Here is a 14,920-nt window from a genome sequence, read left to right as displayed (position 1 = left end):
CGCCGCGGCGGCAAAATCTAGTCGGGCGAGCCATCGGCCACGGAGACCGTCACGAGCCGGTCCTGTGGCGCGAGGCTGCGCACTTCATCCTCCCGGCTCACCCGCAACGCCCACAATGCCGCCGCCAACCGATTGGGCGCGGCGATTTTCTGAAAGATCGTTTTCACGTAACCTTTGACCGTGTAAAGTTGGAGACGCAGCAGGATCGCAATCTCCTCGTTGCTCTTGCCCTCCGCCAGCCACATCAGCACATCGGCCTCACGCACGGTCAGTCCCGCGCGCACGAGAGCCTCGGGACGGGCCCCATCCTGCGAGAGGCGATCGCGGGCTTTGGCGAGCTCGCGCGCGTTGCCCAGATGGTTTTGCGCGAACTCCAACAGCGTGCGCTCCTCGGCCGAAAAATCCTGTCCCTTGTAGCGCTCCACCCCGAAAAAGCAGACTTCCCCCTCAGTCCCGGGCACGAATATCGCACAATGATCGTCGATGCCCAACCGGTCATAGACCTCGGCAAAAATGTCGGTCTGAGCGAACTCGCGACGGGAATAAAAGTCACTCCGCGTAAATGGTTTCCCCAGGTTCACCTCGGGGTCCCAGCGAAACAACGGATACTTTGTCATCAATTCCCCGAAGGCCTCCATGGCCGGAGAAAAGGTCGGGACGGACGCATTCAGCGCCATTTCCATCTGCTTTGTCTGCAAATCCAATGCCCCAAAAACGATGAACTCCGACGACACCAGCTGAGACAAAAATCCGAACGCCCGCTCCGCATAATTGCCCAGACCCAAGCCCGGGCGATAGAGCTGCACACTGGCTTGGCTGAACTGATTCAGGTGGGCTTCGCTAATCAAAACAAACGGCGACCATGCTTACAACCGGGTCTAATGCACTAAAAAAGGTGTAAAATCACCCCGTTGCCTCGGCATCAATATCACCGGCAACCCCCGGGGCCCCATGCAAGCGGCGCTTGCTTTCGGCTAAAAAGGGCGCAGATTGACCGATCTGTTCTTTGATTGAGCGAGTTCTCAATCAGACACCAAGTCCTCGGCCGCCCCGGCGACCAACCTGACTTTTGGGGGTGTTCTGGATTCGACCTCTGGTTGGATCGTCTCGCTGCCGGTCGAGTATGAAGGTCGCTCGTTAAAACCCCTTCGACACAAAATAAATGGCACCTACGAAGAAATGCCCCTCGCTGCTTAAATAACGCAGTGACGATCGCCCAGTGACACCTGATAGCTGACGCGATCGCCGACTTCAGGCATAACGCATTCTGCGACCCGCGGAGTTTGCGTCGTATCTTCGACCCGGGGGTTGGCGAGCGTTTGGCTGGGTTCGATGCCTGACGTGAGCGAGATTAATTTGAACCTATACCGGTAGATGCGGGCCGTGAAGGTCACAGGGACGCGGGTTCAATTCCCGCCACCTCCACCACTTTTGGCTCGGCCAAAATATTGCCCGCCCTCGCCTCGTGCGACGGCGGGCTTTTCTTTTTGAAAGGCAGCGCGGAGGCCGCGCCCCTTCCGGATTCATTTGTGCGACTCTGACGGTTACAAGTCGCCAACCCCCTGCCAGCGGTGCTGGTTTGAACGACGTCCCTTCGCTCGTCGTCATGTCCGCCTCCGCGTCATCGCCCCGTCCTTCACCTTACACCAACGCCGTTCTGATTCGGCGTTTGTTTGGGCTCGCCTGGCGCTACCGGGCCGACTGCCTGAAGGTGCTGGGGCTGCAGTTGTTTCTGCTTTTGCTGGGATTGAGCGGCTTGAGCTTCACCGGGCTCGGCATCGACTACATCCGCTACGTCCTGGCTCAACGCGAGGTCATCGGTCCCGTCATCCCCTTTCCGGTCGGACCACTCGGACTTTCCCTCCCGCCATCGTGGCCCCCCTTGCAGGTCGTCGGGCTGGTGGCCGGGGCCATCCTGTCGTTTGCCCTGCTGCGCGCTGTGCTCAACTTCTCCTACACCATCGCAGTCAACCGGCTCGTGCAGGAGCGACTGGTCGTCGATTTGCGCGGCGAGATTTATGAAAAACTCCAGCGGCTGAGCTTCCGCTTTTTCGACGCCAATACCACCGGCTCGATCATTTCCCGGGTCACCGGCGATGTGCAGGCCGTGCGCATGTTTGTGGATCAGGTGCTCATCCAAGTGGTGATCATGGGCATCTCGCTCACGATCTACATCGCCTACATGGCGCGATTGAGCGTGTCGCTCACCCTCGCCTGTCTCGCCACCACTCCGGTGTTGTGGGTGATGTCGGTGATTTTTTCGCGCCACATCCAGCCGCGTTACGCCGCCAATCGCCAGCTTGAGGAGGGCCTCATTCATCACTTCGTCGAGAGCATCGAGGGCGCCCAGGTCACGAAGGCCTTTGGCCGCGAGCCCGAAGACCGCGCCGCTTTCGACGCCAAAAATGACGCGATGCTGCGCCAACAACAGGGCATCTTCTGGCGCGTCAGTTTGTTTTCCCCGGCGGTCGGTTTTCTGACCCGCGTCAATATCATGGTGCTGCTCGGCTACGGCGGCTGGCTCGTCATCCAGGGGCAACTCGCCCTTGGCGCCGGTCTCGTGGTTTTCGCCGGTCTGCTCGAACAATATTCCGGTCAGGTCAACCAGGTCGCCACCCTCGTCAATACCATCCAACAGTCCCTCGTCGGGGCGCGGCGCGTGTTTGAGATTCTCGACGCCCCGATCGAGGTGGCCGCCAAACCCGATGCCACCGCGCACCCCCGCCTGCGCGGCGAGGTGCGCTTCGACAATATCGGTTTCGCCTACGACGGCATTGACCCGGTGCTGCGCGACATCGACCTGCACGTGCCGGCCGGTCGTTGCATCGCCATCCTGGGCGCAACCGGCGCGGGCAAAAGTGTGTTGATGAGCCTCATTCCGCGCTTTTTCGACCCGACCCAGGGCCGTCTCCTGCTCGATGGCATCGATGCCCGCGATCTGCGTCTCGACGATCTGCGTCGCAATATCGGCATCGTCTTTCAGGAGAGCTTTTTGTTCTCCCACACGGTCGCCGCCAACATCGCCTTTGGTCACCCCGACGCGACCCGCGAGCAAGTCGAACGCGCCGCCCGCATCGCCGCCGCCCACGACTTCATCATGGCGCTCCCCGAGGGCTACGACACCGTGCTCGGCGAGAGCGGTAAAACCCTCTCCGGCGGTCAACGCCAACGTCTCGCGCTCGCTCGCGCCATCCTACTCGAACCACCCATCCTCCTGCTCGACGATCCCACCGCGGCCATCGACAGCGAAACCGAGCACGAGATCTTCACCGCCCTCGACAATGCGATCTCCGGCCGCACCACGTTTCTCGTCGCCCACCGGGTCAGCACGCTGCGCCGGGCCGACGAGATCATCGTTATGGAAAACGGCCGCATCGTGCAGCGCGGCACCCACGATGCGCTCGTCCGGCAGCCGGGGCCGTATCTGAAGGTCGCCCGCCTGCAGCTCATCGACGCCGGCGAGTGGTCCGCGTCCCCGGAGACAGGAGGTGCGGCATGACCCCACGTCCCTTCGTAGGCCGCCTGCTTGCAGGCGCTCCCGCGGCCGCTCCCTCGCCCCACCCCCACAACCCGCGCGAGCAAGCTCGCAGCCTACTTCACGACATCCGCCGCCCTTCCGAAATTCCCCGGACCTGGCCGGAAATCATCCCGACATGAGCGCCATGGATCCGATCCGCACCCCCAGCGGCCCACCTCGCACGCCGCGCGATCTGGGGCTCGTGCGCCTGCGCCGCGACGAGGAGGAAAACGAAGCCCGGACCCGACCACTGGACTGGGGCATCCTGCAGCGGCTCTTTTCCTACACCCGGCCCATCGCCGCCAAGCGCAACGCTCTCGTGGCGCTCACGCTCGTGCGTTCCGGGCAACTGCCCGCCCTGGCGTGGATGGTGGGTGCAATCATTTCCGGCCCCATCTCGGGACACGATACGTCCACGCTGACCTGGGCGGTGCTGGGCTATCTCGCCCTCGCGATCAGCACCGATTTTCTGTTCCACTTCCGCCAACGCTTCGCCCAGGAATTGGGTGAGTCCGTGGTCAACCGCCTGCGGGGTGAAATCTTCGCCGCCGTGCAACGGCAACCGATGGCGTTTTTCCATCGCGTAAAAACCGGCTCCATCATCGGCCGCATGACCTCCGATGTGCAGACGTTGCGCACCGGCATCCAGGACGTGTTCTTCGTGAGTATCGTGCAACTCGGACAAATGACCTGCGCGGCGCTGCTCATGGCGTGGACGGACTGGGTCATGTTTCTCATCATCGCCGGCCTCGCGCCAGTGCTGTGGGGCCTCAATCATCATTTTCGGGGCAAACTCAGCCGCGACTCGCGCGCGACGCAGGAGAGTTTTAGCCGCGTGACCGCCAGCCTGGCCGAGTCCGTCGGCGGCATCCGGGTCACGCAGGGCTTCGTCCGCGAACGTCACAACGCCGGCCTCTTCCGCGAACTCGTGGCCGATCACGCCAGCTACAACATGGCGCTCGCCCGCACCTCTGCCGTGTTGCAGCCGCTGCTCGAACTCAACAGCCAGTTTTTCATCTCGTGCCTCCTGCTGCTCGGCGGCTGGCGGGCGTTTGACGGCGCCATGGAAGTCGCCGACCTCATCCAGTTCTTCTTCCTCGCCAACGTGTTTTTCGCGCCGATCCAAACGTTGGGTAACCAGTTCAACCAGGCCCTCATCGCCATGGCCGGAGCCGAGCGCGTATTCCGGCTCATCGACCGGAAACCCGAGTGGAGCGATCCGCCCGACGCCACGCCTCTGGCCGAGCCCAACGACGCCGAATCCGCCGGCGTCACCGTCGAGTTCGACCGTGTTCACTTCGGCTACACCGCCGACAAACCGGTCCTGCACGACATCACTTTTGCCGCCACCGCCGGGCAAAGCATCGCACTCGTCGGCCACACCGGCAGCGGCAAGAGCTCCATTCTCAATCTCGTCACCAAGTTCTACCCGCCCACGTCCGGAACGATCCGGCTCGACGGTCGCGACCTGTCCGGCATCGACAGCGATTCCCTGCATCGCCGGATGGGCATGGTCACCCAGCACAACTTCCTCTTCAGCGGCACGATTCGCGACAACATCCGGCGCGGTCGACCCGACGCCGACGATGCCGCCGTGCGCGCCACCATCGACCAACTCGGTTGCGCCGATCTCTTCGACGCGTTACCCCGCGGGCTCGACACCGACGTCGGGGAACGGGGCTCCGGTCTGTCTCTCGGCCAACGCCAACTCGTGTGCATCGCCCGTGCCATGATCGCCAACCCGCGCCTCATCGTGCTCGACGAAGCCACCAGCTCCATCGATGCCGTCACCGAGTCGCGCCTGCAACACGCCCTGCGCGTGCTGCTCGCCGGACGCACCAGCTTCATCGTCGCGCACCGCCTGAGCACGATTCGGGAAGCCGACCTCGTGCTCGTGCTCGACCAAGGCCGCATCATCGAACGCGGCACCCACCACGAACTCGTCCAGCAGGCCGGCACCTACGCCGAACTCTACCGCCAGTTCAGCAGCCCCGATGCGACTTGAACCTTCACTCCACCTCCGGCGGTGGCTAAACTTCTCAAACGTGAAACCAGCGGGAATAGTCCGGACCGCTCGGCGCTCAATTTGACCCATGCGGCAACGCCTCCATCTCCTGCCCAGCTTGATCGTGCTTCTTTTCGGAGCTGCCACGGCCGTCGCGGGAGTGAATGACGCCGTTTATACCGCATTGCTCCAGGACCACGTGCGGGGGGCCGAGGTTGACTACCGCCGGATTCAAAAGGATCCACGTCTCGACGCCTACCTCGCCGAGCTCGCGGCGACTGATCCGACCACATTGGCGTCCCGCGATGCCCAACTCGCGTTTTGGATCAATGCCTACAACGCTTACACGCTGAAGCTCATCGCTTCCGTGTATCCGGTCGACACCATCCGCACGATCACGGCCGTGGGCCAAACCGACGATGTCGACCAAGGAAAGCCGTGGGACATCCCGTTGGCGATCGTCGGCGGCCGCGCCTACACGCTGGAGTTCATCGAACACGAAATTATCCGGCCCCAATTCAACGATGCACGCATCCATTTCGCGCTGGTTTGCGCGGCAGTTTCCTGCCCCAAGCTGCGCCACGAGGCTTACACTGCCACCGACTTAAACGCGCAACTCAACGACCAAGGCCGGTGGTTTCTCGCGCACCGCAACGAGATCGATGGTCGCCGACGCACCGCCCGCCTCTCCCAAATATTCAATTGGTTCGCCGATGACTTCGGCGGTAACCAAACCGCCATCCTCGACTTCATCGCCGATTTCACCACCGCCGACATCGCCCGCAGCCTGCGCCGCGATCCCGACGGCTGGAAGGTAAGCTATCTGGACTACGACTGGGACCTCAACGACCGGCACTGAACGGCCCGACCCGCGTCGGCTACAACGGCGTCAAACCCAGCAGTCGGCGCACTTCGGTTTCGAGTTTTTCGCCGCGAGCGTTGGTTGAAATGATCATGCCGTCGCGATCGACGAGCAACATCGCCGGGATGCCGGTGACGGCGAAACGCTCAGCCATGGCGTTGCCGCCTTCATTGTGCTTTTTCCCTTCAAACTGTTGAGGCCAGGTCATCTGTTCGCGCGCCACAAAGTCTGTGAGTTTTTGCAGGTCGCCGGGACGATCGAGCGAGATGCCGACGATCTCGAATCCCTGATCGTGATAGGCCGCGTAAACGCGTTTCACGTTGGGCAGCTCCTCGATGCACGGGCCACACCACGTGGCCCAAAAGTCCACCAACACAACTTTCCCGCGCATCGCGGCGAGATCGACTTCGCGTCCATCAATCGCCGTAAACGAGAGCTCCAGCGGAGCTTCCAACTCGGACGCGAATCGCATCTTGTTGGTCGCAAACTCCCGCACCGCCGCATTCGGGCTGTTCAGATAGGAACGCCACAGCGCCACTGCCTGATCCAAGTCCACCGACTCCACCAAATAGGAATAATTTCGCACCAGCGCGTAGCCCGCGGCATCATCCGCTGGCTTGGTCAAAAATGCGGCAATCTTCCCGCCCAGTGCCCCCAGATCGACGACCTCGCCCTCGGCCTGCAGCGAGAAGACCGTCATCAATTCGCTCTCGATCGCCATCTTCTCCTGCATGAGCGCGAGGCCATCCGCTCCGTCACCGGCGGCCGTGAGGGCGGCAATGAAGGTTTCCGCATTTGAGTTGGTCGGATCGAGCTCGAGCGACTTGCGATAGTTCGCCAGCGCCGCCTCGCGGTCTCCCGCCTTCACGCACGCTTCGCCCAGCGAGTCGTAGACGTTGGCCGACTCCGGAAACTGCGCCACGTTCCACTCGAACACGGCCCGTGCCGCCGCCGTTTCGTTCGTAAACAGGAGCCGATAGCCCAATCCATTCAACTGCCCTTCACTCACGTGCGCATCCCCGAAATCAATGGCGGCGAGTTCGGCATACTTCGCCTGCATCGCGTCGACTCCACCGGACTCAAACGCCGCCCTTAACAAGTCAGCCAGCGCGTGCGTTTTCAGCGCGATCAGCTCCACCTCGAAACGCAGCGTCGAATGGGCGGGGATCTTCGCCCGGTCCTGATCACCGTAAGCCAGCTCCGGCGGAATCGTCAGCGTCGCCTGATCACCCACGTGCAACAGTCTGAACCCTTCGTCCCAGCCCTTGATCACCTGCCGTTGACCCAGCGTGAACGCGAAGGGTTGCCCGCCGTCCCGACTCGTATCGAACACCGTGCCGTCGGCCAACGTGCCGGTATAATGCGCGATCACCACCTGCCCTTCCTGCGGCAGCGGTCCGTCACCCCGACGAGTCACTTCAATCGTCAGTCCCGATTCGGTGGTGATGAGTGGTGGCGCTTCGGTCCGCGAGCAACCGATCAGCAGCGCCGCGACGACGCAGGCAATAATGGATTTCACGGCGCTACCTTTAGCCGCGACCTCAATTGAACTCTACTTAAAATTCCAGTCCGGCCTGCGCTTTTACGCCCCGGGAAAACGGGTGCTTCAGCTCGCCGATCTCCGACACCAAGTCCGCCAGTTCGATCAAGTCATCCGGCGCATCGCGTCCCGTGATAACGACATGCAGGTCCGGCGATTTTTCGCGCAGGGCGGCCGACACCGCCCCCAGCGGCAGATAGTTGAAGCTCAACACCACGTTGAGCTCATCGAGCACCAGCAGTTTCAACTCAGGATCGCTCATGGCCGACACCGCCAGCGCCCAACCTTTTTCGCACAGTGCAATATCTGCCGCCTTGTCCTGGGTGTCCCAGGTAAACCCTCCGCCCACCGCGTGCCAGGTGAGCTGCGGCCCCCGCAGCACTTTCTCCGCCGCATCCGCGGTCGCCTTGATGAATTGCACCACCATTGCCTTGCCACCGTGGGCGAGGGTGCGAGCCAGCACGCCGAAAGCGGCCGTGCTTTTGCCTTTGCCGTTGCCCGTATTCACAATGATGAGACCACGCTTCTCCTGCGCCGCCTTCATCTTGGCCTTCATCTTGTGCTGCATCGTTTCCATTTTCTCACGATGCTCGTCGGCTGCGCTGGTTTTGCTCATGGTAATTCCAATATCGGGCCTTCGCCGTGACGCAACCGCACGCCAAACACCGCGCTCAGCCGCTCCGCCGTCAACACGGCCTCCGGTCTGTCGATTGCCACCAGTTTGCCCCGATCAAGCAGGATGAGCCGATCAAGACAGTGGGCCGCCCGCAAATCGTGCAGGGACATCACCACCGTCTTGCCCCGACCGGTCAGTTCAGCCGCAAGCTTCAACCCCGCCAATCCGTGCCGCACATCGAGCGCCGCCAAGGGTTCGTCCCAAAAGTGCAACCGCGCGTCCGTGGCGAGAGCCCGCGCCAACATCACCCGCTGACGCTCCCCACCCGAAAGCCGATTTACCGGCCGTTCGGCCAACGCCTCCAAATCAAACCGGGCCAGCGCCTCCGCCACGCCCTCGTCATCATCGCCGTGCGCGAAACGTCCCTGCCCCACGACCTCGCGGACCGAAAACCCAAACTCGAACCGCGCCTCCTGCGGCACCCACGCCGCCAGTCGGCCGCGCTCCACCATTGGAATACCGGCCAACGGTTTCCCGCCCCAACGCACGTCGCCGCCACCATCCAACAGTCCGGCGGCGATCGACAACAACGTGGACTTCCCGCTACCATTTGGTCCCACCAACCCGACCAATTGCCCCGGCTCCAACGCCAGACTCATCGGCTCAAGGCGCCCCGCCACCGCGACGTTGTTCAACTCGAGCGCCTTCATATCCACGCCTCCGTTCTTTTTTCACCAGAGACAATCGAGTGCCATCGAGAATGATGTCGGGCATAAAGCCCGACCCACGCATGAGCTCCATACCACGATGTGGGTCGGGCTTTACGCCCGACACTCCGGCGTCGGCAAAAGCTCATCAACCGGCCCTCCTTAGCATCCACAGGAAAAACGGACCGCCCACCAGCGAGGTGACAATACCCAGCCGCACATTGCCGGCCGAACGGCCGATTACATCACAGATCAAGACAAACGCCGCGCCCCCGATCAGTGACAACGGCACCAGCCGCCGATGTCCCGGGCCAAACGCCAGCCGTAACAGATGCGGGACCACCAGCCCCACAAACGCCACCGTGCCCGCCACCGCCGTCGCCAACGCCGTCATCACCGTCGCCAAGACCAACATGCGTCGGCGCACGCTGCGCACATCCACGCCCAGACTTTGCGCCTCGTCCCCCCCCAAACTCAGCAGGTCCATCGCTCGCCCCAATGGCCACAACAACGCCGCTCCCACCACAATCGGCGCCGCCATCGTCACGTGTTCCCAGGTGCGATCCTCCAGTCCCCCCAACAGCCAGAAAATGATCTGCGCGTTGCGCTCATAACTCAGCGTAAAGTTCGACAACACGTAACTCGTGATCGCACCGAGCAACGCGTTGAGCGCAATACCCGCCAACAGCAGTCGCTCCGTGCTCGCCCCCCGTTTGGCCAAGCCAATCACCGCCACTGTCGCCAGCATCGCACCGACGATCGCCGCCGTCGGCACCACAAAAAACGACGTCGTCGCCCAACCCGCCGCGATCGCGACCACCGCTCCCGCCGAACCACCCGCACTCACGCCGAGAAGTCCAGGGCTCGCGAGGCTGTTGCGAAAAAACGCCTGCATCACCAAGCCGCTCGCCGCCAACGCCGCCCCGATTTCCACCGCGACCAAGGCCCGCGGCAATCGGATGTTCCACAATACCACCGCCGCCATGTCGTCCTGATACGTCAACCCCGCCCAAATCATCTTCGGCGACAACGCCATGTCGCCCACGCCGAGCGATCCCAGCAACGCGACCAACAGCACGCCGACTGCGGCCAACAATGGTCCCGTCGATCCGGTGTCGCTCTTCACTTGGCAAACACCTCCGGATGCAGTTCACGCGCCAGTTGTTCATACGCCGCCACGCGATGATGTGACACCGTGCTCATCATCCACGGCTCGATCAACGCCACCCGACCGTCCTTAACCGCAGCCATGAACTGATAGGGCGCCAACCGCGCATACGGCTCCAATGCCATCGCCCGATCTTTACCCGCCACCACAACTTTCTCCACCGGCCAGGTCAGCATCGACTCGCGCGGCGTCGGCTCATGGCCCGTCAAACCACCCACCGTGCTCGCCAGATTTTCTCCGCCCGCATGGTCGCACAAATCCTGAAACGTCGTGCCCGCACCGCCAATCACGCCGTAGGTCGATGGTGCGATCACTTTGACCAAGCGCACTCCGTCCAGCCGCGTCGCGAGCGCCCGCGAGCGAGCCTGCGTGTCCGCGATCACGCGCTCCGCCCGCGCCTCCGCCTCCGGCCCCAATACCTCCGCCAACCACCGTAAATTCTCAAACGCATCATCCAGCGTGTGATACTTCGTAAACTTCATCACCACGATGCCCGCGCGTTCCAGCTGCGCCACCAAGTCCGCCCGACTGTAATCGGCGACCAGCACGTGCGTGGGCCGATACTTCAAAATCGTTTCGGCGTCCCCGCCCTTGGTAAGCAAAGGAAAATCCCGCGCCTCCGCCACCACCGCCGAAAACTCCGTCTCCGCCGCCAAGTGACTCAACGCCGCAATCTGCTCCGCGTCCGCCACCGCCAACAACAATTCATCCGTCCCCACCGTCTGCGAAACCACCCGGATAGGGTCGGCCGCCTCCGCCTTCAATCCGCCCAAAAAACAACCACAGATGAACACAGATAAACCCAGACAAGCCTGCAGCGCGGTGCCTCTGAATCTGTGTCCATCTGTGTTCATCTGTGGTTAAAAAACGAAAGCCAAGTTCGTCCCTCAGCTTTCGGGTGTTTCGTGTATTTCGTGGTTAATTTTTAGAACGTCCACTCGACGCCAGCGTAAGCGCCGACGCCCGGTTGCGGGAAGCCGTGCACTTGCTCGTAGCTTTCGTCCAACGCGTTCTCGACGCGAGCCCGCAGCTTCACGTCCGCGCGCACCTGCCACGCCGCATACACGCGGGCGACGGCATAGTTCTCCGCGTCGATGGTGCCAAACGTCGCGGCGTGAACATCCTCGCGGTCGGCCACGAAACCGAGCCCCACGCCAAGATCGAAGCCGTTGCCAAAGTCGTGCCAAACATCGACGCCGCCCGAGTGACGCGGACGCCGCAGCAAGCGCGTGCCGTTACTCTCGTTGGTCGCGTCGAGATAAGTGTAGTTGAAGCGCAGCTCCGTGCCCTCGCCCACCGACCAACGTCCGCTGGTCTCGACCCCGCGCGTGCGGGCCGCATCGACATTGGCCGTCGTGCCGGGCGACACCCCGAAGTCAAAGATGATCAGATCATCGTAGTCGGAATCAAAATACGTCGCGCTCAGCGTGCCGCGATTGTCGGCGAAGTAAAAATCCGCCCCGACATCCCAACCGCGCGCCTCTTCGGGATTCAGATCCGGGTTGCCCGCGTAATAGGAACTCTGGCCATACAGATCCAAAAAGCTCGGCGAGCGAAACGCCGTGCCGTAGCTGGCGCGCAGCTTGAGCTGCTCCGGCACGACCTGCCACGCAATCGTCGCGCGACCGGTCGTCGCGCGGCCAAACGTATCGTGATCATCACTACGCAGGCCGAGCGTGAGCCAGGCGTGTTCGCCGAGTGCAATCTCATCCTGCACGAACAGGGCGAGCAGTGACTGGCTCTCGTCGATGTCACCGAAACCATCATTTTTCGTATGGTTGGCTTCCGCCGTCACTCCGCCCGTCAGCCGATGTCCGGCGAGACCAGTGTAGGAAACCTGACTGTCGAGCACGCCGCGCTTGTTGGTCACGGTCGTCACCTGCGTGCCGAAACCGCCGGGGTTGGTGGAGACAAACTCGCGAGCCTGACCGCCGAGCGTCACGCGCACATGCAGATCCTCGGACGGGTCAAACTCGGCGTAAGCCGTGGCGAGCCAGTTGGACTCGTCTTCGGTATTGTCGGGATCGTTGGTGAAACGATCACCGGGCGATTCGTAACGCCCCTCAAAGCCGCGCAGCGTCGCGCCGATACGCACGCCCGACGCCAGCGCATGATCGATGCGCGCCACGAGGTTAGCGCTGTCAAAAGCGTTGTTCGGCCGATCGTTTTCGGTGTGACCACCCGTGATCGACACGACGTAGGCCGTCGCGTCCAGCTGGCCCTGCGTGTAAATCGTGCCCTGCACCGTGCCGAAGGAGCCGGCCTCAAAGCCGAGCCGCGTGGTCGGCTCGCCCGTGCCGGGTTGCGCCGCAATCGCAATCACCCCGCCCATCGCTTCCCCACCATAGAGCGTGCTCTGCGGACCGTGCGAAACTTCCAAGCTGTCGCACGCGCTCACGCAGGAACCGCCAAGGAAAAGTTGATAGTCGGTATTGGGATCGTTGAGCCGAATGCCATCGACCAGAAACAACGTCTGGTCTGATTCGGCACCGCGAAGAAAGATCGAACCCAACGCCCCCATTGCACCGGAGGCAAAATTCGGCGTGCCGGGCACGGTATTGAGGGCGCCCGCGAGCGTGTTGACTTGGCGACGTTGCAGGTCGGCCGCCGAAATCACGTCGACGGCCGAACCGAGTTGCGCAGCCGAAACCGGCGTGCGCGTGGCGGTGGTGACGAACGGATCGAGCGGCGTGGCCGGTGTCTGCGCGGAGGCGAAGCTCGCGAGCGCGGCCCCCGCCGTGACGGCAGACGCAATACGAAGGACGCTTCCCACGGAAGCGAATGAAGGGAGGTTATTCATGGACTCGGACAACTGTCTTATAAGGCAAGAGCAGTTGCCTCCGGTCCGGTCGGGACTTTCGGCAGATGAGCTGCTCTCACGCTTCATTTTTGCGATGAAGTAGGCGTGATTGGCCGCGCGCAAAAGTTTCGCGGCCCACGCGTGAGATGCTCCAGGTCAGGTGTTCGGACTTCACACGCCCCGGGCTCGCTTTGCTCGCAAGTGACAAGATTCAAGTTTCAAGTCCCAAGATAAGGCCGGTGATTCCGACTTCTTGCTACTTGATCCCTGGCACTTGTGACCTACGCGCTTCGCGCGCTCTGCCTCTACCCCGCCTTCACCATTCCTGCGAATGATTGGCTGTGCTCCGATCCCGCAGAGCGGGACCGAATGGGGCTTCAGACTGGTGTGTTACCGCAGCGCAACTGTGACCGAATTACACGGCCTTCCCTGCGTCCTGGAACGGTGTATCGAAAGAACGACCGCGATCTCCACGACTTCCCGGCCAGAGATCAACCCCGAACCTTCGCCGTGGTGGACGGCATGCCCGACGAATCAATTTTCATTTCATATATCAACATATTTCGATGTCTTGATATGTTTCTTGCATTGCGCGTCAGCCGTGCTTGGTTCGAAGCCCTGCCATGACGACCGCCATTGCCGATTCTCCCGCCTTTGCCGAACTCCACGCCCTTTTCGCCGAGCGCATAGCCGTGCTCGACGGCGCCATGGGTTCCGTGGTCCAGGGCTACAAACTCGAAGAAGCCGATTTTCGCGGCGAACGTTTCGCCGACTACGCCCACGATCTGCAGGGCAACAACGACCTGCTGAGCCTCACCCGCCCTGACATCATCGAGGAGATCCACGCCCGCTACTTCGCCGCCGGCGCGGACATTGTGGAAACCAACACTTTTAGCGGCACAACGATCGCCCAGGCCGACTACAAGCTCGAAGCCATCGTCGACGACCTCAATGCCGCTGCCGTTGCCTGCGCCCGCCGCGCCGCCGATGCCGCCGAGGCCGCCGCGCCCGGCCGTCGTTGTTTCGTGGCCGGAGCCATCGGTCCGCTAAACCGCACCCTCTCCATGTCACCCGATGTCAACCGGCCCGACTACCGCGCCGTGACATGGGAGCAGGTCGTCACGGCCTACACTCAACAGATCCGCGCCCTCGTCGCCGCGGGCGTCGATGCACTCCTGATCGAGACGATCTTCGACACCCTCAATTCCAAGGCCGCGATTTTCGCCGCTCAAACCGTGTTTGAGGAAACCGGCACCCGCCTGCCGATCATGATCAGCGTCACCATCACCGACGCCTCCGGCCGCACCCTGTCCGGCCAGACCATCGCTGCGTTCTACAATTCCATTCGCCACGCCAAGCCTTTCAGCGTCGGCATCAACTGCGCCCTCGGCGCCAAGGAAATGCGCCCGTATCTCGAAGAGCTCGCCTCCATCGCCGAGTGCTACGTGACCTGTTACCCCAACGCCGGCTTGCCCAACGCGTTTGGCGGTTACGACGAGTCGCCCGCCCACATGGGCGAAGACCTCGGCAGCTTTGCGACCGACGGCTTCGTCAACCTCGTCGGCGGCTGCTGCGGCTCCACCCCCGACCACATCCAAGCCATCGCCGAAGCCGTCAAAGGCCTCCCTCCCCGCCCGGTTCCCGCCCGCCGCACCACCATGCAACTCTCCGGCCTCGAACCTCTGGTCGTAGCCTAAATTTATTC

General features: G+C 62.4%; 12 protein-coding genes and 1 other RNA gene. 6 read left to right on the top strand and 7 right to left on the bottom strand.

From position 1 onward, the window contains the following. Positions 1 to 17 precede the first annotated feature (17 nt). A complete protein-coding gene (locus PXH66_RS00905; protein WP_330929354.1) occupies positions 18 to 848 on the bottom strand; it encodes a response regulator transcription factor in 831 nt (276 codons plus the stop codon). A 223-nt stretch (positions 849 to 1,071) separates the two neighbouring features. Here PXH66_RS00905 and ssrA point away from each other — a divergent pair. From ssrA to PXH66_RS00885, 4 genes are all read left to right on the top strand, one after another. Next, positions 1,072 to 1,428: a transfer-messenger RNA gene (gene ssrA / locus PXH66_RS00900) on the top strand. Between the two features lie 178 nt (positions 1,429 to 1,606). Continuing rightward, a complete protein-coding gene (locus tag PXH66_RS00895) occupies positions 1,607 to 3,499 on the top strand; it encodes an ABC transporter ATP-binding protein (RefSeq protein WP_330929353.1) in 1,893 nt (630 codons plus the stop codon). Between the two features lie 154 nt (positions 3,500 to 3,653). After that, positions 3,654 to 5,522: an ABC transporter ATP-binding protein gene (locus tag PXH66_RS00890; protein ID WP_330929352.1), complete on the top strand. Its 1,869-nt coding sequence runs from the start codon at positions 3,654 to 3,656 to the stop codon at positions 5,520 to 5,522. Between the two features lie 88 nt (positions 5,523 to 5,610). Continuing rightward, entirely contained in the window at positions 5,611 to 6,381 is a 771-nt protein-coding gene (locus tag PXH66_RS00885) for a DUF547 domain-containing protein (protein ID WP_330929351.1), read from the top strand. A 19-nt stretch (positions 6,382 to 6,400) separates the two neighbouring features. Here PXH66_RS00885 and PXH66_RS00880 read toward each other — a convergent pair whose 3' ends face one another. The 6 genes from PXH66_RS00880 to PXH66_RS00855 all read right to left on the bottom strand — a co-directional run bounded on the left by PXH66_RS00880 (position 6,401) and on the right by PXH66_RS00855 (position 13,215). Continuing rightward, positions 6,401 to 7,903, bottom strand: coding sequence for an FKBP-type peptidyl-prolyl cis-trans isomerase (locus PXH66_RS00880; RefSeq protein WP_330929350.1), 1,503 nt, complete (start codon positions 7,901 to 7,903; stop codon positions 6,401 to 6,403). 37 nt (positions 7,904 to 7,940) lie between these two features. Beyond that, entirely contained in the window at positions 7,941 to 8,540 is a 600-nt protein-coding gene (gene cobO / locus PXH66_RS00875; protein WP_330929349.1) for a cob(I)yrinic acid a,c-diamide adenosyltransferase, read from the bottom strand. Continuing rightward, positions 8,537 to 9,250 (bottom strand): ABC transporter ATP-binding protein, encoded by a 714-nt coding sequence (locus tag PXH66_RS00870; RefSeq protein WP_330929348.1) that lies wholly within the window; start codon positions 9,248 to 9,250, stop codon positions 8,537 to 8,539. Before PXH66_RS00870 ends, cobO begins: the two co-directional genes overlap by 4 nt. Before the next feature lie 145 nt (positions 9,251 to 9,395). Then, entirely contained in the window at positions 9,396 to 10,373 is a 978-nt protein-coding gene (locus PXH66_RS00865) for a FecCD family ABC transporter permease (protein ID WP_330929347.1), read from the bottom strand. Next, positions 10,370 to 11,269: an ABC transporter substrate-binding protein gene (locus PXH66_RS00860; protein WP_330929346.1), complete on the bottom strand. Its 900-nt coding sequence runs from the start codon at positions 11,267 to 11,269 to the stop codon at positions 10,370 to 10,372. Before PXH66_RS00860 ends, PXH66_RS00865 begins: the two co-directional genes overlap by 4 nt. Before the next feature lie 71 nt (positions 11,270 to 11,340). Continuing rightward, on the bottom strand, positions 11,341 to 13,215 hold the full coding sequence (locus tag PXH66_RS00855; RefSeq protein WP_330929345.1) for a TonB-dependent receptor plug domain-containing protein: 1,875 nt from the start codon (positions 13,213 to 13,215) through the stop codon (positions 11,341 to 11,343). A gap of 276 nt (positions 13,216 to 13,491) precedes the next feature. Between PXH66_RS00855 and PXH66_RS23180 the strand changes: the two genes are divergently transcribed. Both PXH66_RS23180 and PXH66_RS00850 read left to right on the top strand, forming a co-directional pair. Continuing rightward, positions 13,492 to 13,842 (top strand): hypothetical protein, encoded by a 351-nt coding sequence (locus PXH66_RS23180; RefSeq protein ID WP_425609078.1) that lies wholly within the window; start codon positions 13,492 to 13,494, stop codon positions 13,840 to 13,842. Next, positions 13,839 to 14,912 (top strand): homocysteine S-methyltransferase family protein, encoded by a 1,074-nt coding sequence (locus PXH66_RS00850; RefSeq protein ID WP_330929344.1) that lies wholly within the window; start codon positions 13,839 to 13,841, stop codon positions 14,910 to 14,912. Before PXH66_RS23180 ends, PXH66_RS00850 begins: the two co-directional genes overlap by 4 nt. Positions 14,913 to 14,920 lie beyond the last annotated feature (8 nt).

It is taken from the genome of Synoicihabitans lomoniglobus (assembly GCF_029023725.1).
Taxonomy (GTDB): domain Bacteria; phylum Verrucomicrobiota; class Verrucomicrobiia; order Opitutales; family Opitutaceae; genus Actomonas; species Actomonas lomonigloba.
Note: the sequence above shows the minus strand (reverse complement) of the source record. Positions and strands in the feature narration are given on the sequence as shown.